This is a genomic window from Paenarthrobacter sp. R1, assembly GCF_030264015.1.
In the GTDB taxonomy this organism is placed as follows: domain Bacteria; phylum Actinomycetota; class Actinomycetes; order Actinomycetales; family Micrococcaceae; genus Arthrobacter; species Arthrobacter ureafaciens.
The window spans coordinates 980289-997694 of record NZ_CP127115.1 but is presented as its reverse complement, the minus strand read 5'-3'; the positions used below and the strand labels follow the sequence as shown (position 1 = coordinate 997694).

Here is a 17406-nt window from a genome sequence, read left to right as displayed (position 1 = left end):
ACCCTGTGCCAACGTCCGTGGGGAATACCCCCGAACCTGAAGGACTTCTACTTCATATGACATACAAGAGCCCTCTGCTGTCGCGCCCTGGAGCCGTCGAGGATACCGGACTGGATGCCGGCGTCGCGGCCCATTATGGCGAGCCGTTGCGCGAGCAGCGCGCCCTGGCAAACGGTACCGCCGTCGTCGATCTTTCCCACCGCGGTGTGGTGACCGTGACCGGACCCGATCGGCTGAGCTGGCTCAACACTTTGTCTTCGCAACAGTTGACCAATTTGCAACCGCAGGTTGCCAGTGAACTCCTCCTGCTGAGCGTCCAAGGGCGCATCGAATTCGATGCGCGGGTTATCGACGACGGCGGCACCACCTGGCTGATCGTCGAAACGGCCGAGGCCGCCCCGTTGGCGGAGTGGCTGAACAAGATGAAGTTCATGCTTCGCGTGGAAATCGCCGATGTTTCGGAGCAATGGGCGGTGATCGGCTCCACCAAGCCGGTGGAGCGGCTGTCCGGGCGGTTGGTATGGGAGGACCCCTGGCCGCACGTGGGCCCGGGCGGCTACTCGTACAGCCTGGTCCCGGAGGAGTCGCATCCCGGCCTGGAACGTCCGTGGTTCGAATATCTTGTCCCGGCCGCCGAACTCGAGTCCGCCGTGGAGGGCCTGCCTTTGGCTGGCGCCATGGCTGCAAATGCGCTGCGCATCGCGGCGTGGCGTCCACGCCTCGGGGCGGAGACGGATGACAAGACGATTCCCCACGAACTGGACCTGATCCGTACTTCGGTCCACTTGAACAAGGGCTGCTACAAGGGCCAGGAAACCATTGCGCGGGTCCACAACCTTGGCCACCCGCCGCGGCGCCTCGTCTTCCTTCAGTTGGACGGTTCGCAGCACACCCTTCCTGCCGTCGGCAGTGTTGTATTTGCTGGTGACCGCAAGGTGGGTACGCTGACATCGGTGGCGCAGCACTTCGAAATGGGCCCCGTAGCGCTGGCAGTGATCAAGCGCTCGGTTTCGGCAAGCGAACCGTTGACGGTGATGGATGGCGACGAGCCGTACGTCGCGGCCCAGGAAGTGATCGTCGCCCCCGACGCCGGACAGGTAGTCGGGCGCCAGACCGGATTCCTGAAGGGACCCCACAGATGACCCAGCCCACCGGCCACGACGCCGCAGCCAAGCCCTCCAGCGAGGCCGACGATGAAGCAGTGGCACTGGCACACACGCTTTTCGACGCAGCCCGGGAAGGAAATTCCGCGTTGCTGCGCGGCTATCTCGATGCTGGTGCTCCTGCAACCCTGACCAATGCCGCCGGAGACTCCTTGCTGATGCTTGCGGCCTATCACGGGCACGAGGAGACGGTTCAACTCCTGGTTCACCACGGCGCAGACGTCAATTCGGCCAACGACCGTGGCCAGACCCCGCTCGCCGGAGCTGTCTTCAAGGGCTATACCGGCGTTGCCCGGGCCCTGCTTGACGCTGGAGCGGACCCGGACTCCGGAACGCCGAGTGCCCGGGACGCGGCCAAGATGTTTGCCCGGACGGAGATTCTGGAGCTTCTGGGCTAGGGCCTGATCGACCGATAACCCTGTTGCCCCAAGCAACAGGGTTTTTTGGTAGCGCAATACTCTACGTGGAATAATTGCCATGGAGTATTGGCACAGGGGTATTCAAAGGAGGGCGTCACGATGGTCCAGTCCGGGAAACTGACAGCGCTGGGCGTCGCGTCCCTGGCGTTGCTCGCCGAGGGGCCCATGCACCCCTATGAGATGTACCAGGTGTTGATGGCCCGCCATGAGGACCGGCTGGTGAAGGTGCGCCCCGGCACGCTCTATCACGCTGTCCGGCGCTTGGAGGAGGCCGGTTTGGTGGAGGCCGTCGGGACCGACCGCGAGGGGAACCGCCCTGAGCGGACTACTTACAGGATCTCGGCGGCCGGGCACGAGGCGCTCGATGTGCGCCTCCGGGAGATGCTGGCGAAACCCGTCAACGAATACCCGGTCTTTCCGCACGCCATTGCCGAGGCGCACCACCTCCCCGCCGAGGCCGTCATCGAACTTCTTGGCCAGCGGGTGGACGCGCTCCAGGCCGGCCTGGATTTCCTCCTGCATGCTGAGCGGGTTGTCACAGCCAAAGGCCTCGATCGCAAGTACTGGATCGATGTCATGTATCAACAACAAATGCTTCGAACGGAGATCTCGTGGATCCACGGGCTCCTACGGGAGTTGCGCAGTGGTGAGCTGCCTTGGGACGACCCCCAAGCAACCCCGTCCGAACTTTCCAACAAACCAAAGGAATCCCTTGGAAAACGTAGCTAAGCCGTGGCCGGCCCTGTGGTCACTCGTGGTGGGATTCTTCATGATCCTGATCGACACCACCATCGTGTCGGTCGCCAACCCCCGGATCATGGAGGGCCTCAATACTGACATCAATGCGGTCATCTGGGTAACCAGCGCCTACCTCCTGGCCTATGCAGTGCCGTTGCTGATCACCGGCAGGATGGGTGACCGCTTCGGTCCAAAGAACCTGTACCTGATAGGTCTGGTTGTCTTCACGCTGGCATCGCTGTGGTGCGGATTCTCGCAGGACATCGGCATGCTCATCGCCGCCCGCGCCGTCCAGGGACTGGGCGCTGCCATGATGACGCCGCAGACCATGGCCGTCATCACCCGGATCTTCCCGCCTGACCGCCGCGGCGCGGCCATGGGACTGTGGGGAGCCACCGCGGGCATGGCCGTGTTGGTGGGACCGATCCTCGGCGGCGTCCTGGTGGACGGCCTCGGCTGGGAGTGGATCTTCTTTGTCAACGTGCCCATCGGCGTCGTTGCCTTCATCCTGGTCACCCGCTTCGTCCCGACGCTGACCACCCACACCCACAAGTTCGATATCCCGGGCGTGGTGTTGTCCGCGGCCGGCATGTTCCTGCTCGTCTTTGGCATCCAGGAAGGCCAAACCTACGATTGGGGCACCATCAACGGCGTCGTCAGTGTCTGGGGCCTGATCATTGCCGGTGTGGTGGTGCTGGCGCTGTTCGTCGTCTGGCAACAGATACTTGAACGTCGCGGCGGTGAACCGTTGCTGCCCCTGGGCCTGTTCCGCGACCGGAACTTCTCCCTTGGAAACAGCACCATCATGGCCGTTGGCTTCACGGTTACCGCGTTTCCCCTGCCCACCATCTTCTACTACCAGGTGGTCCGTGGGCTGACGCCAACGCAGTCGGCCCTCCTGATGATCCCGATGGCTGTTATTTCGGGTGGGCTCGCGCCGTTCGTGGGAAAGCTGATCGACCGTGCCAATCCCCGCTGGTTCGCCGTGTTCGGCTTGGTCTGCCTGTCCGCCGCACTTTTCTGGACCGCTGCCTTGCTGACACCGGACACTCCGATCTGGGTCTTCCTGCTTCCCAGCGCCTTGCAGGGTGTAGCGAACGCCTTCATGTGGGGGCCGATCTCCAATGCCACCACCCGTAACCTTCCGCCGCGCCAGGCGGGAGCGGGTTCCGGCGTCTTCAATACCACCCGCCAGATCGGTGCGGTCCTGGGGTCGGCCGCCGTCGCGGCGCTGATCCAGGCGCGCCTTGCTGCAGAGCTGCCGTCCAGCGGGGCGGGGGCACCGGTCAATGAGGCATCCATGTCCGGGGCACTTCCGGAGGCCCTGCATGCAGGATTCTCGACGGCGATGAGCCAGTCGACGCTGTTGCCGGCAATCGCCGTCCTGGTGGGAGCAGTGTTGGCTGCCTTCTATGCCAAGCCGAAATCGGTGGACGGCTGGGGCGGGGGAGCACCGGTCCCTGAGGGGCAGGCTGCGGAGCGGTCCAGCAAGTAAACGGGCAGGGCCCTACGCGAGCAGGACGCCCGCGTGGAGCCCGCCGGTGGTAAAGCCGATGCTGCGTGCCATGGCAAGCGCGCCGCTGTTGCTGACATCCGCCTTCCACTGGAGCGTCAGGCCGGCGGCCAGGGCCTCGTGCGCGGCAATCGAGGCAGCAAGCGTACCGAGGCCCCGGCGCCGCCATTCAGGGGCAACCAAAACACCCATATTGGCAAGGAGCCCTTCCCATTCGGAATAGGCTCCGCACGCCAAAGGCACCGGGCTTTCCGCATCCGGGTGCATGATGGTGAATCGGTGTTCCAAGGTCTGCAGCCCTACCTCGTTGACGTCATCGGGAGGACACAGCTGTTCCAGTCCGATCGCTTCCGGATTGCCCCGGGAAACGGTCACGTCCTCGCCCGGTTGTTTCAAGGGAAGGTCGTCGGCGAAAAAGAGGGCGGAGGAACCCAAACCGTGTCCTCCGTGGGAGCGCGTCAGGGTCAGCAGGGTGACGTGCTGGGCGAGGTCGACGTCGGGAATGTCCGCCGCCGCGTCGAGCGCCCATTGCGGCCCTACCAGGGCCGATACGCCGAACAAGCGCAGGAAAACCACGGATCGTGCCGATTCGTCCGCCTTGGAAATCCTGCACGCGGGATCGCCGGGATCCGCGGAGGCTGCTGCGACGCGGGCTGAGGCGTCCGCAAAGGAGTGGTCACCAAGCCCCAAATGGCGAGCCCACGCCAGCTGGATAATGGCAGCGGACGTGGGCTCAAGGGTCATGGGTTCAGCCTAGCCGACTAACCAAACAACACTGACGCTTCGTCGTAGCGGTGCTGCGGCACGGTCTTGAGCTTGCCGAGGGCTTCCTCAAAACCAACATGGGAGATGTCCGTGCCCTTGAGCGCAACCATGGTTCCCCAGCGGCCGTCCACCACGGAGTCGATCGCTGCCATGCCCAGGCGCGTGGCGAGGACGCGGTCATAAGCGGTGGGAACGCCGCCGCGCTGGATGTGGCCGAGGATGGTCGCACGGGTCTCGATGCCCGTGCGCGCCTCGAGCTCGGGTGCCAGCTGGTCCGCGATGCCTCCCAGCCGGGGACGGCCAAAGGTATCCAGGCCGCGTTCGGAGTGCGGGGATTCCATGTGATCGGGCACGAACCCTTCCGCCACCACCACCAAAGGTGCGCGACCGCGGTCATGGGCCAGTTGGACCCACTCGGCGATCTGTTCGATGCTCACCTTCTGTTCGGGGATAAGGATGGCGTGGGCGCCGGACGCCATGCCGGAGTGGAGGGCAATCCAGCCAACGTGGCGGCCCATCACTTCCGCAATCATGCAGCGGTGGTGGGATTCACCCGTGGTGCGCAGGCGGTCGATCGCCTCCGTGGCGATTTCCACGGCAGTGTCGAAACCAAAGGTGTAGTCCGTCGCGTCGAGATCGTTATCCACGGTCTTCGGGACGCCGACGATCTTCAAACCGGCGTCAGTGAGGCGTTTGGCTGCTGCCAGGGTGCCCTCGCCGCCGATCGCGATGATGGCATCGATGCCCAGCCGTTCCATGTGGGCCTTGATGACCTCCGGACCGCCGCCGTTCTCGAAGGGGTTGGTGCGGGAAGTGCCCAGGATGGTGCCGCCCTGCTTGGCGATACCGCGGACCATGGTGCGGGGGATGTCAATGACGTCACCTTCCACCACACCACGCCAGCCGTCCCGGAAGCCCACGAACTCCTGGCCGTGGATTGCGATGCCTTTGAGGACCGCTCCACGGATCACTGCGTTGAGGCCGGGGCAGTCGCCGCCGCTGGTAAGAATGCCAATTTTCATGTTTGCTCACTCATGGCTTGGAGGAATACTTGCCGAGCGCCACGCTGAGCTCCCCACGATTGTAGTCGTGGATGTGGGGTGGGACACAAACGGTTACATTCCACTCACGGCGTGCGGTATTGGAAACACTCCCGAAAACACGATGAATCGCCCCGCATCCGGCAGGACGATTCTTCGTATTCAATGAGGTGTTGCGGAGCCCGCTAAGTGCGCTTTCCGTCTTTGTCCCGGCCGGCTGGCCGGGGTACTACCGGGAACGCTGGCTGATGAACGATTCCAGCGCGATCCGGTTCTGTTGGTCCGGAAGGATCAGCCACGCGAGGATGTAGAAAATGATGGCCGGTCCGGGCAAGAGGCAGAACAACAGGAATCCCACCCGGACGTACGCTACGTCCACATTGAGCTTCGCTGCGATGCCTCCACAGACGCCGGCCAACCAACGCTGCGGGCCGCGCTTCAGGCCGAAGCCCCTGACGATGCTGAAGAACTTGTCCATGGTTACAGCCTTCCTTGTTGGTGCTGCTTTGTCACTTGCTTCGACCCCCGTCCGGCAGCCACGAGGCCGCCGACTACCAGCGCGGCGCCGGCCCCGATCATCAGGCCGATCAACACGTAGGTTCCGTCCAGGACGATCCAGCCCATGGTGGAAACCAGGAGCAGGGCGGCCAGGGCGATCACAATCAACCCCCACACCACGGTGCCGATGCGCGCTTGCTTGGGTTCGTCGTCGTTCTGTTCAATCCGGTAGGTGGGCTCCAAATGCGGCGTCAGCGGAATCTCCTCCAACCGGGGCCGCGCGATCGGCTCGGTGGGACGTGTTTCCTGGGGGAGAGCCTCTTTGGGGAGCGGCCCGGCGGGGCGGGCGTCACCTGGTTGGTTGGTGCTCATGTCAGTTTCCTTCCTTGATGGTCACGTTGCTGAACGTGCCATCGATCTCCACCACGAGGTTCGCTCCGGGTTTGTCCGTGTTGTACGTCGAGCGGTCGTCCTCGAACCGCCCGCCGCGGTCGGCGCCGCGCTCGTTGAGGTTCCCGAACGTCATATCCGCCCGGACTTCCACCGGAACGTTGTCCGGAATGATGACGGTGATGTTGCTGGCAGTTGCATCCACCGGGACAGTGACTTCCGTGGTGAGCGGCGGCGTCAGGTTCATTTCGCTCAGGTCCACGGTGCCGTTCGCGGCAGTGATGTTCAGCCCCTGCCGGGCCTGGTCAATGCTGACCGGAGCCCAATTGACCTCTTGGAAGCCAAGGCGGTCTCCGTTGCGCGGGATGACGTTGAAAATACCGCCGACCACCAAGGCCACGACGGCCAGGAATCCCAGAAAACCTGAAGTCCGTCCGCGCAAGCCAGCCACCAAAATGCCCAGGCCGAGGATGGCCGCACCCACGGCCCACACCACGGAGTCCGCTGCGTTACCCAGGTTGATGACGTTGGCGACGTCCAGGGCCTTCAAGGTTCCGCCGGCCAGGAGGGCCGTTCCGGCACTGACTGCCACGATTGCGGCACCTGGTCCCTTGGCCTTTTGCCGAGGGGGCTTGGGCGGCTGTACCTGCCCGGAGCCATAGGGCGGCTGACCATAGGGTGGCTGCCCGTAGGCGCCGGAGCCGCGGGGAGGACGGGGGCCCGACGGACTGTAGGGGCCCACCGGCGTCGATGAGCTGCCCGGTCCGTACACCGGTACACCCGTGTTGGCTCCGGCGGGCGCCTGGGAAGAAGAAGCACCGTAGGTGCTGCCTGCGGGCCCACCCGTCGACGCCGGGGTTGCGGTGCCGGCCGCCGGGGCCGCGGGTGCGCCGAAGTTTTGCCGGTTCATGGGAGGTTCGCCTTTCTGGCTGTTGTTGCGCTGGACCAGGTAATAGATGAGGTACGCGATGCCGCCCACCCAGAACAGCGTCCAGAAAAGACCCGGAAGTCCGTCCCAACCCCAGCCCCAAAAGCCGCGTCCCAGGCTCGGCAGGCCGATGATCGAGGTTGCCAGTGCGCCGGTCATGCCGCCGGACCATCGGCCGGCAGCCGCTTCCTGCACGTGGATACGGCCGTCAGGTTCCGGCAGCAGCGCCCACGCAAGGCCGTAGAGCAGGACGCCCACTCCGGCGAAGAGCGCCAAGACAATGAAGATGCCCCGGACAATCAAGGGATCGATGCCGAACCGGTGCGCCACTCCGCTTGCGACGCCGCCGATCCAGCGGTCCGGGCCGCGGCGGATGCCTTGGTTGCGGATCCAGTCAAAGAAGTTCTGCTGGGAAGTCCAGCTGCCGGGACCGGCGTTGCCCGTGGCGTACGGGCGTGCGGAAGGCTCCTCGGCCGGGCCGGATCCGGCGGCACCGCCGGGGGCGTTGTTGCCCGGACGCCCGGCATCGGCAGGGGTTCCGGAATCCTCGGGATTCATGCTGTTCGCGTTCATACTTCGATCCTGCCGCCTGGCCCGTTCCGTCCTCTATTGGGGGATACCCTGAATGATCCCTGAGGGACCCCCGAAGCGCCGCCGTTACGGGCCCGGGGAGCCCCGATCCGTGTTTGGATTGGTACATGGATACCGCTTTGGAACGCCCCGCGCTGGTCCGCAGCAGCGACCGCATGATCGCGGGAGTCTGCAGCGGACTCGCCGGACACTTGGGCTGGCCGGTGAAGTATGTCCGGCTGGCCATGGTCCTCGCCAGCTTCGCCGGCGGTGCGGGCATGGCCTTCTACGCGTGGCTGTGGATCATGGTTCCCACGGCGGATGAGAACGCCCGGCGCAACGCCAAGCGGCCGGCGTCGCCCATCGCTCCCGCGGTGAGCCGCCCGTCCGCCGGTCCCGCCACAAACTACGACGCCGGGTCCCTCACCGGGCGTGGGACAGGCGCCCCCGGCAACGTCGCCGGAGCCTCCGGTGATGCCCCCTCCGGTGCCGATCGAGCAACTCCGCCGTCCGGGGAGTGGGGGAGCGTCGGTGCAAGTCCCGTGGCGCCGTGGTTCACATTCCGGAAGATCCAGTACGGCAAGGAAATTCTTCTTGGGGTAGGGCTGCTGCTGGTGGCCGCCATCCTGATTGCCCAACAACTGGGTGTCGACGTGCCGCTGGGAACCCTGATCCCGGCCGCAGCAATCCTTGGCGGCGCCTCCATCGCGTGGATGCAGCTGGATGAGACCCGCCGGGCCGGATTGGTGGACAAGACGAAAGCCGATCAGGCAGGCGGATGGGTTCGCCTTGCGGCCGGGCTCGCGCTGGTGGTGGCAGGGGTCCTGGTGATGGTGTCCGGCTCGGGCTCGTGGGAGCAGACGTGGCTTGCCCTGCTTGCCTCCGTGGCGGTCCTTGGGGGAGTCGTGTTGGTCCTGCTGCCGTGGGGTTTGAAGTTCTGGAAGGACCTCGAAGCCGAACGCGCCGGGCGTGTCCGCGAAACTGAACGTGCCGAAATCGCCGCGCACCTCCACGATTCCGTCCTGCAAACCTTGGCGCTCATCCAGCGCCGGGCGGGTTCGGAGCAGGACGTTGTCCGGCTGGCCCGGGCACAGGAACGTGAACTGCGTAGTTGGCTGTTCAGCGATTCCACCAAGGAAGCCGGGCTGCTCGCAGAGCGGGTCAAGGCCGTTGCGGCGGAGGTGGAAGACGCTCTGGGCAATCCCGTGGAAGTGGTGACCGTAGGCGATACGGAGATGACCGAGCGGCACGAGGCACTGGTCCAAGCTGCCCGTGAGGCCATGTTGAACGCGTCCCGCCACGGCGGAGGCACAGTGTCTGTCTACCTTGAATGCACCGCCGGAAACACCGAGGTCTTCATTAAGGACCGGGGGCCGGGATTCGATCCCGACGCCGTGCCCGAGGACCGCATGGGCGTCAAGGAGTCCATCATCGGGCGCATGAGGAGGCACGGCGGCACAGCGGCCATCATCAGCAGCGGCAACGGAACGGAAGTCCGGTTGGCGCTGCCCGCCATGGAGGCGGAGAACAACGAACCAAGGAACGGAGAGGTCCGGCAATGAACAGCCCTGCCCAGCCCGGCGCGCGGAGCGTGCGCGTGGTGATCGTGGACGACCACACCATTTTCCGCTCAGGTCTCAAAGCTGACCTGGACGAGCGCATGGACGTTGTGGGGGAGGCCGGCACGGTTGAACAAGCCATCGCCGTGATTGCCGAAACCCGCCCCGAAGTGGTGCTGCTGGACGTCCACCTGCCCGGGGGCTTGGGCGGTGGAGGCAGGGAGGTCATTGCGGGTTCGGCTGCGCTCCTCAAGACGACGAGCTTCCTGGCCCTGAGCGTTTCCGACGCCGCCGAGGACGTGGTGGCCGTGATCCGCGCGGGCGCCCGCGGGTACGTTACCAAAACCATCTCCGGTGCCGAGATCTCCGACGCCGTCATCAGGGTTGCCGATGGCGACGCCGTCTTCTCGCCGCGGCTGGCCGGGTTTGTCCTTGATGCCTTTGGAACTGCGCCGGCCGACATTGCCGACGACGAACTGGACAAGCTCTCCGCCCGCGAGCTCGAAGTCATGCGGCTCATCGCCCGGGGATACAGCTACAAAGAGGTGGCCAAGGAGCTCTTCATCTCCATCAAGACGGTGGAAACCCATGTCTCCGCGGTCCTCCGCAAGCTCCAGCTGTCAAACCGCCACGAGCTCACCAAGTGGGCTGCCGAACGCCGCCTCCTCTAACCCCTCCCCAACGCTCTCCCACATCCCACCCGTGTTTCCCCAGCCATCTTCCACATCCCACGCCTTAAACTGAAACGCTCTTCCACCATCAGCGGTGGAAGAGCGTTTCAGTTCAGGGGCGGGGTTACTTGGCCTTGCCGAGGAACTCCTGGAGCCGGCGGACGCCTTCGGCGAGGTCGTCGTCACCGAGCGCGTAGGACAACCGGACGTAACCCGAGGGGCCGAAGGCCTCACCGGGAACCACTGCGACCTCAACCTCGTCGAGGATCAGCGCGGCCAGTTCCGCGGACGTCGAGGGACGCACGGGGCCGTTGGCCGTGTCAAATTCCTTACCCAGCAGCCCGCGGACGTCTGCGTAGACGTAGAACGCGCCGGTCGGCGTCGGGCATTCAACGCCCTCAATCGCGTTCAGGCCGGCCACAATCGCCTTGCGGCGGCGGTCGAAGGCAACCTTCATCTCGTCGACGGCGGTCAAGGGGCCGGTAAGTGCCGCGGCTGCGGCCACCTGCATGATGTTGCTGACGTTGGACGTGGCATGGGACTGCAGGTTGGTCGCGGCCTTGATGACGTCGGCGGGGCCGATCATCCAGCCCACGCGCCATCCGGTCATGGCGTAGGTCTTGGCAACACCGTTCAGGATGACCACGCGGTCGCCCAGTTCAGGAGCCGCAGTGGCGATGGAGGTGAATTCCACGCCGTCGTAGGTGAGGTGTTCGTAGATCTCGTCCGTGACAACCCAGAGGCCCTTGGAGGCGGCCCACTTGCCGATCTCTGCTACCTGCTCCGGGCTGTAGACGGCGCCCGTGGGGTTGGACGGGGAAACGAACAGGAGGATCTTGGTCTTGTCCGTGACGGCGGCCTCAAGCTGCTCAATAGTCACCAGGTAGCCTTGCTCCGGTCCTGCGAAGACCTCTACCGGGACGCCGCCGGCGAGCCTGATGGCCTCCGGGTAGGTGGTCCAGAACGGGGAGGGGATGATGACCTCGTCGCCCGGATCAACCAGCGTGGCAAACGTGTTGTAGACAGCCTGCTTGCCGCCGTTGGTCACAAGGACCTGGGACGGGTCGACTTTGTAGCCGGAATCGCGCAGCGTCTTGTCCGCGATGGCTTTCTTGAGCTCGGGCAGTCCGGAAGCGGGGGAGTACCGGTGGTACTTCGGCTGGCCGGCAGCTTCAATGGCGGCCTTCACGATGTAGTCCGGGGTGGGAAAATCGGGTTCTCCGGCTCCGAAACCGATGACGGGGCGGCCCGCGGCCTTCAACGCCTTGGCCTTGGCATCAACGGCAAGGGTGGCGGACTCGGCAATGGCGGAGATTCGTTGTGAAATGCGGGCGGCAGGTGTTCCGGCAGACATCTAAGTACCATTCTTCGCAGGCAGCACGTGGGCTGGATGATGGGATTCGACGTAAACTACCTTATGCTGTTCTGCGGAGCTCCCGGGGGACTGCTGGAGTTTGTGACTGATGTTGCTGGTCACAAGCCCGGACGGCCCTGGAGCCCCGAATCGAGCCGGTTCGACTATCGCGGATTTCTTGCGTAGACTGGTTCACCGGTGTTGAAAAGCACCACAGGCTGAAGTGCGGCCTGAAACATGGATTCAATCCATAGGGTAGTGGCGCAATTGGTAGCGCAGCGGTCTCCAAAACCGCAGGTTGCAGGTTCGAGTCCTGTCTGCCCTGCGCAGGCTGTTCCGGCGGAAACGCCGGAGCACGCGCAGCAACCATGGCTCTGATCAGGGCCGGGTCTAACGACTTTGCAAGGTGAGTGAGGATCAGGTGACCGAAACAGCTGCAAGCAGCTCAAAGGGCCGCCCCGCCAAGAAAGCCGATTCCGGCTTTTTTGCCCGAATTGCACTCTTCGTCCGCCAGGTTATCGGCGAACTGAAGAAGGTCGTTGCTCCAACCCGCAAAGAACTGATCAACTACACGCTCGTGGTGCTGGTGTTCGTCGCCATCATGATGCTCATCGTGACCCTCCTGGACCTTGCTTTTGGTACCGGAGTCAGCTGGGTCTTCGGAGGATCAGGCGCCACGGACCGCTAAGCGGATCTGTCCGCAAACTGCGTAAACCCTGGTTTCAGGGATTTTGCGGGGTTTGCGGAATTGAGCCATTTAAATAGGCATGTTAGGCAATGAGGAAGCAGGAGACCAAGTGTCTGAGCAGGAGCTCGAGGTAAACGAGACTGAGCTGGACGGGACCGCAGAGAATGCGGCCGTAACCGCAGACGAGTCCGAGGTTGATTCCGCTGCGCCCGAAACTGCCGACGTCGACGAATCCGAAGACGCTGACGTGGACGACGAGTCCACTTCCGAGGTAGACGAAGAAGACGATTCGGAAGAGGGCGTCTCCTTGGAATCTGCCGCTGCCGCCGCCCCGGCTGATCCGGCCGAGGAATTCAAGGCCAAGCTGCGCCGCCAGGAAGGTGACTGGTACGTCATCCACTCCTACGCAGGCTACGAGAACCGCGTGAAGGCCAACCTCGAGACCCGCATCCAGACCCTGGACATGGAAGATTACATCTTCGAGATCCAGGTTCCGATGGAAGAAGTCGTCGAGATCAAGAACGCGCAGCGCAAGGTCATCAACCGCGTACGCATTCCCGGATACGTGCTGGTCCGCATGGACCTGACCGACGCTTCCTGGGGCGCCGTCCGCCACACCCCCGGTGTCACGGGCTTCGTGGGTAACGCCCACAACCCCGTTCCGCTCCGCCTTGACGAGGTCTTCTCCATGCTTGCCCCGGTCTTCGAAGAAGAACAGGCTGAGAAGGGCAAGCCGGTCAACAAGCAGCAGCAGGCTCCGGTGGCCGTGGACTTCGAAGTCGGCGAGTCCGTCATCGTCAAGGAGGGCCCGTTCGAAACCCTTCCGGCAACGATCTCCGAGATCAAGCCCGAGTCCCAGACCCTCGTGGTGCTGGTCTCCATCTTCGAGCGCGAAACCCCGGTTACGCTTGCATTCAACCAGGTCACCAAGATCTAGCTGATACACAGATTTCGCTCCCGGCCGCCTGCTTAGCGGCTTGGTAGCGGCCGGTCGCCTTGCCATGGCGGCCACCAACCTGGGACGCGCTCCTGTGCCCCAGGAAGCTATTGAGAGAAGGACCCTACATTGGCTCCCAAGAAGAAGGTCACCGGCCTCATCAAGTTGCAGATCCAGGCAGGTGCCGCTAACCCGGCTCCGCCGATCGGTCCTGCGCTTGGCCAGCACGGTGTCAACATCATGGAATTCTGCAAGGCGTACAACGCTGCTACGGAATCCCAGCGCGGAAACGTCATTCCGGTGGAAATCACGGTCTACGAAGACCGCTCCTTCACCTTCATCACCAAGACCCCGCCGGCTGCAGAGCTCATCAAGAAGGCTGCAGGCGTCGCCAAGGGTTCGGCTACCCCGCACACCGTCAAGGTTGCCAAGCTGACCCAGGCACAGGTCGAGGAAATTGCTTCCACCAAGATGGAAGACCTCAACGCCAACGACATCGCGGCTGCTGCCAAGATCATCGCCGGCACTGCCCGCTCCATGGGCATCACCGTCGAATAGTCGAGGAATGAACGTACGGTGAGGGCTGAGGAACGAGGCACTCGCCGGAAGTGAGTCCCGGAGACTTTCGACCATTAGGTACCGTCGAGGGCTAATTACAGCCTTCACCCGCCGGGAAACCGGCAACCGAACATAGAAATGTCGCAGGATCCTTTGCCGGATCCACGACTGTGGCAGGGCCCAGCGCGGTCCGAAGACCACAACTGCACAAGGAGAAACAAGCAGCATGGCAAAGCGCAGCAAAGCATATGAGGCAGCCGTAGCCAAGATCGAGGCAGGCAAGGCCTACGCCCCGTTCGAGGCAATCACCCTGGCAAAGGAAACCAACCCGTCGAAGTTCGACGCAACGGTTGAGGTTGCTTTCCGCCTCGGCGTTGACCCCCGCAAGGCAGACCAGATGGTCCGCGGCACGGTCAACCTCCCCCACGGCACCGGCAAGACCGCCCGTGTCCTGGTTTTCGCAACCGGTGACAAGGCTGAGGCAGCAATCGCAGCCGGCGCCGACTTCGTTGGCTCCGATGACCTGATCGAAAAGATCGCCGGCGGCTGGACCGACTTCGACGCAGCCGTTGCCACCCCTGACCTCATGGGCAAGGTTGGCCGCCTCGGTAAGGTCCTCGGCCCGCGTAACCTCATGCCGAACCCGAAGACCGGCACGGTTACCCCGGATGTCACCAAGGCTGTCAACGACATCAAGGGTGGCAAGATCGACTTCCGCGTCGACAAGCACTCGAACCTGCACTTCATCATCGGCAAGGTTTCCTTCGACGCCACCAAGCTGGCCGAGAACTACGCCGCCGCACTGGAAGAGGTTCTTCGCCTGAAGCCGTCCGCTTCCAAGGGCCGCTACATCCAGAAGGCCACCGTTGCCACCACGTTCGGCCCGGGTATCTCCGTTGACCCGAACGTCACCAAGGTTCTCATCGAGGCGTAAGCATTCGACGAGCATCGGCTCTGAAAGGACCGTCCGGCATTGCCGGGCGGTCCTTTCCGCATTCCTGCCCGGTGCGACGGAGGGCCCGACTTCGGTGTCCCGGGCGGGGTCTTGTACCGCCTGACCGCGGACCCTAGGCTGTGGGGCGTGACATCGTCGAACCTTATGAACAGCGGCGAATTAAGCAACGCGGGACCAACCGTGGAGCGGATCAACGCCCCGGACGGTCCCGGGGCGCGCATCACTCCGGACTTCAGGGCCTTCCATGAACTTGGCGTACGCCACGAACTGGCCCTGTGGGGCACTGCGGACCGGGCCGCCACCCTTGAGGAGGACATAGCCTTCTGGCGGGGAAACGAATACGAAGAACGTCACGTCTACGTGGCACGTCTCGAGGGGCGGATTGTCGGCTGCGGCACGTTGACGCTTCCCTTGAGTGAAAATACGACGACGGCGGGCGTACACGTCCTGGTGGACGCACCTTTTCGTCGCCGCGGTTTCGGGTCGGTGATCCTGGGGGTATTGGAGGGCGTGGCCCAAGACCGTGGCCGGAGCTCCTTCGACGGTTACTGCGGTGAGCCAATCGCGCCCGTGCTGGCGGGCGTGCCTCTGTTGGAAGCCGCATCGGGCAGCGGCGGTGTGCCCCGGGACAGCGCCTCAACCCGCTTCGCCGTTCACTGCGGCTACTCGCTGGAACAGGTGGAGACCAACAGCAGCCTGGCGCTGCCCTTTGACGCGACGCACATCGACGCCCTGGAGGCGGACGCCCGGTCCCGTTCCACGGCTTACAGTGTCATCACGTGGTCGGATCGTTGCCCGGATGAGTTTGTTGAAGCCTATGCGCGGCTCAAGAGCCTTATGAGCACGGAAGTTCCCATCGCCGGACTCGGGTGGGAAGGCGAAGCATGGGATGCGGCAAGGGTGCGGCAGGAAGAAGCCACCTGGCGTGCGGGCGGTTTGGACGCAGTGGTTTCCGTCGCCCGGCACAACGACTCAGGGGAACTGGCTGCCTATACCGCGCTGGTTCATCGGGAGGCCATGCCGGCGGTGATTTTCCAGGAGGACACCCTCGTGGACCCGGCCCATCGGGGACACCGTTTGGGAATGCTGGTGAAAATTGCCAACCTGCGCAAAGCAGTGCTGGCCTGGCCTGCAGGTACGTCCGTCATGACATGGAATGCCAGTGAAAACCAGCATATGCTGGCCATTAATATCGCCTTGGGATTCAAACCTTCCGGCTTTGAAGGCGAATGGCAGAAACGGTTGGTATGACTTTAGAAGAGGCGAAGACCGTCGAGGTTGAGCAGGCATGGGTTCCCGACAACCTGGACAGCCCGGACGCCAAGGACTTCCTCGACGCGGTCGAGGTTGCCCGGCGGGTGCGGATGCAGACCTGGGGGAGTGACGACCTCGCCTACACGCCGCTGGAGAAAATGCTGGAGTTCTCCGATCCCTACGAACGCCAGATCATCCTGGTCGCCAAAGTGGATGGCAAAATTGTAGGAACCATAGACATCGCCTTGCCGTTGGCTGACAACATCGACCTGGCCGAATTCACCTTGGATGTCCTGCCCGAATACCAGCGCAGGGGCGTGGGCCGCCACCTCCTCGAAGCCGCGGAACAGCTCGCCCGGGCAGAGGGCCGCACCATGGTCCTGGTGGACACCAACCACCCGGCAACGTCCCTGACCGAGATTCCGGAAGACCAGCTCATTCCCGGCACCGGGCCTGGCTTCGTTCCTGTCAGCAGCCGTGAGGTGGACTTCGCACAGCGGGCGGGCTATACGCTGCAGCACATCGAGCAGTTCAGCTCATGTGTCCTTCCGCTGGATTCCAAGCTGGTGGCGGATCTCCAGGCCGAAGCCGAGGAAGCCAACGCCGGCCGCTACGCGTTGCACCACTGGACTGACCGCTGCCCTGAGCGGTTGCTCGAGGGCGTGGCGGAGCTGGAGAACGCTGCCGGCGAAGTGGTCCACGGCGAGGACGAGGCCGACGAGCCGGCCGGGGCGGACACCGGCATGGTCTTCGACGCTGCGGTATTGCGGGAAACGGAAGACGCAGCCATGGCGCAGGGAAGGCGGACGGTTGTTACCGCCGTCGAGCATGTTGCCACCGGGAAGCTGGTAGGCCTGACCACCATCAGCGTTCTGGCCCACCGCCAGGACGTCGTCTTCCAGGATGACACCTTGGTCCTGCAGGAGCACCGGGGGAACAAGCTGGGGCTCCTGATCAAGGTGGCCAACATGGAACGCCTGAGTGAGCAGTTCCCGGACGCCAGGGTGATCTACACGTGGAACGCGCCGGAGAACCGCTACCTCCTGACGGTCAACAAGCAGTTGGGATTCACGACGGCGGGAGTCACCGGACTGTGGCAAAAGGAACTGCCGCGCCGCTCGGCCGGGGCGACCACATCGGACTAGGGGGCCGATTTGGAGTTCGCATGCCGTCTCCCGTAACCTTGAATTACCAAAGACCGTCGGTTGATGGGAATCCACCCTTTCGAGCAAAGCTCAGCTCTGTAGCTACGCCCGTGAGAACAAGGTGAATTTCTTGACGAAGGACCCTGACATAGGGCGGCCAACGCAGGTGAACGAGTTGAGTCTCCACAGTAAAGCTGTGTTGAGCCAAGCCCCGTGCATCTGCGCGGGGCGTTTTTAGTTTTAGCTCTCGTGAGCGGGGAC

The 17406-nt window shown here is 63.7% G+C and carries 18 protein-coding genes and 1 tRNA gene; 13 read left to right on the top strand and 6 right to left on the bottom strand.

Annotated features, from left to right (window positions below; translation table 11 throughout):
- Positions 1-56 precede the first annotated feature (56 nt).
- The 4 genes from ygfZ (at position 57) to QN084_RS04780 (ending at position 3815) form a co-directional block, all read left to right on the top strand.
- Entirely contained in the window at positions 57-1142 is a 1086-nt protein-coding gene (gene ygfZ / locus QN084_RS04795; protein ID WP_021472382.1) for a CAF17-like 4Fe-4S cluster assembly/insertion protein YgfZ, read from the top strand.
- The gene (locus tag QN084_RS04790) at positions 1139-1561 is read left to right on the top strand and encodes an ankyrin repeat domain-containing protein (protein WP_021472383.1); all 423 of its coding nucleotides are present in this window, start codon (positions 1139-1141) and stop codon (positions 1559-1561) included. Before ygfZ ends, QN084_RS04790 begins: the two co-directional genes overlap by 4 nt.
- Before the next feature lie 120 nt (positions 1562-1681).
- Positions 1682-2311 carry a PadR family transcriptional regulator gene (locus QN084_RS04785; protein WP_021472384.1) on the top strand — a complete coding sequence of 210 codons (630 nt, stop codon included), beginning with the start codon at positions 1682-1684 and terminating at the stop codon, positions 2309-2311.
- Positions 2295-3815 carry a DHA2 family efflux MFS transporter permease subunit gene (locus QN084_RS04780; RefSeq protein ID WP_021472385.1) on the top strand — a complete coding sequence of 507 codons (1521 nt, stop codon included), beginning with the start codon at positions 2295-2297 and terminating at the stop codon, positions 3813-3815. Before QN084_RS04785 ends, QN084_RS04780 begins: the two co-directional genes overlap by 17 nt.
- 12 nt (positions 3816-3827) lie before the next feature.
- Here QN084_RS04780 and QN084_RS04775 read toward each other — a convergent pair whose 3' ends face one another.
- The 5 genes from QN084_RS04775 to QN084_RS04755 all read right to left on the bottom strand — a co-directional run bounded on the left by QN084_RS04775 (position 3828) and on the right by QN084_RS04755 (position 8027).
- Complete coding sequence (locus tag QN084_RS04775) at positions 3828-4577, bottom strand: GNAT family N-acetyltransferase (RefSeq protein WP_069695783.1); 750 nt, start codon at positions 4575-4577, stop codon at positions 3828-3830.
- 17 nt (positions 4578-4594) lie between these two features.
- Complete coding sequence (locus QN084_RS04770; RefSeq protein WP_021472387.1) at positions 4595-5620, bottom strand: 6-phosphofructokinase; 1026 nt, start codon at positions 5618-5620, stop codon at positions 4595-4597.
- Between the two features lie 247 nt (positions 5621-5867).
- Positions 5868-6116 (bottom strand): PspC domain-containing protein, encoded by a 249-nt coding sequence (locus QN084_RS04765; RefSeq protein ID WP_021472388.1) that lies wholly within the window; start codon positions 6114-6116, stop codon positions 5868-5870.
- A 2-nt stretch (positions 6117-6118) separates the two neighbouring features.
- Complete coding sequence (locus QN084_RS04760; protein ID WP_062097507.1) at positions 6119-6508, bottom strand: hypothetical protein; 390 nt, start codon at positions 6506-6508, stop codon at positions 6119-6121.
- Position 6509: 1 nt separating this feature from the next.
- Positions 6510-8027: a PspC domain-containing protein gene (locus QN084_RS04755; protein WP_083261947.1), complete on the bottom strand. Its 1518-nt coding sequence runs from the start codon at positions 8025-8027 to the stop codon at positions 6510-6512.
- A gap of 125 nt (positions 8028-8152) precedes the next feature.
- On the opposite strand from QN084_RS04755, the gene QN084_RS04750 reads away from it, so the two are divergent.
- Together QN084_RS04750 and QN084_RS04745 are read left to right on the top strand one after the other, a co-directional pair.
- Positions 8153-9586 (top strand): ATP-binding protein, encoded by a 1434-nt coding sequence (locus tag QN084_RS04750; RefSeq protein ID WP_062097505.1) that lies wholly within the window; start codon positions 8153-8155, stop codon positions 9584-9586.
- A complete protein-coding gene (locus tag QN084_RS04745; RefSeq protein WP_021472392.1) occupies positions 9583-10254 on the top strand; it encodes a LuxR C-terminal-related transcriptional regulator in 672 nt (223 codons plus the stop codon). The genes QN084_RS04750 and QN084_RS04745 overlap by 4 nt, the downstream gene beginning before the upstream one ends.
- A gap of 124 nt (positions 10255-10378) precedes the next feature.
- On the opposite strand, the gene QN084_RS04740 is transcribed toward QN084_RS04745, so the two are convergent.
- Complete coding sequence (locus QN084_RS04740) at positions 10379-11608, bottom strand: pyridoxal phosphate-dependent aminotransferase (RefSeq protein ID WP_021474787.1); 1230 nt, start codon at positions 11606-11608, stop codon at positions 10379-10381.
- Positions 11609-11860: 252 nt separating this feature from the next.
- Here QN084_RS04740 and QN084_RS04735 point away from each other — a divergent pair.
- From QN084_RS04735 to QN084_RS04705, 7 genes are all read left to right on the top strand, one after another.
- Positions 11861-11933, top strand: a tRNA-Trp gene (locus tag QN084_RS04735).
- Between the two features lie 81 nt (positions 11934-12014).
- Positions 12015-12296, top strand: a complete 282-nt coding sequence (gene secE / locus QN084_RS04730) for a preprotein translocase subunit SecE (RefSeq protein ID WP_031217390.1) — start codon at positions 12015-12017, stop codon at positions 12294-12296.
- A gap of 109 nt (positions 12297-12405) precedes the next feature.
- A complete protein-coding gene (gene nusG, locus QN084_RS04725; protein ID WP_021474785.1) occupies positions 12406-13233 on the top strand; it encodes a transcription termination/antitermination protein NusG in 828 nt (275 codons plus the stop codon).
- Positions 13234-13362: 129 nt separating this feature from the next.
- Positions 13363-13791 carry a 50S ribosomal protein L11 gene (gene rplK / locus QN084_RS04720; RefSeq protein ID WP_021474784.1) on the top strand — a complete coding sequence of 143 codons (429 nt, stop codon included), beginning with the start codon at positions 13363-13365 and terminating at the stop codon, positions 13789-13791.
- A 226-nt stretch (positions 13792-14017) separates the two neighbouring features.
- On the top strand, positions 14018-14725 hold the full coding sequence (gene rplA, locus QN084_RS04715) for a 50S ribosomal protein L1 (protein ID WP_021474783.1): 708 nt from the start codon (positions 14018-14020) through the stop codon (positions 14723-14725).
- 147 nt (positions 14726-14872) lie between these two features.
- Positions 14873-15997: a GNAT family N-acetyltransferase gene (locus QN084_RS04710; protein ID WP_062099291.1), complete on the top strand. Its 1125-nt coding sequence runs from the start codon at positions 14873-14875 to the stop codon at positions 15995-15997.
- Positions 15976-17145: a GNAT family N-acetyltransferase gene (locus QN084_RS04705; protein ID WP_031217388.1), complete on the top strand. Its 1170-nt coding sequence runs from the start codon at positions 15976-15978 to the stop codon at positions 17143-17145. Before QN084_RS04710 ends, QN084_RS04705 begins: the two co-directional genes overlap by 22 nt.
- The last annotated feature ends 261 nt before the right edge of the window (positions 17146-17406 follow it).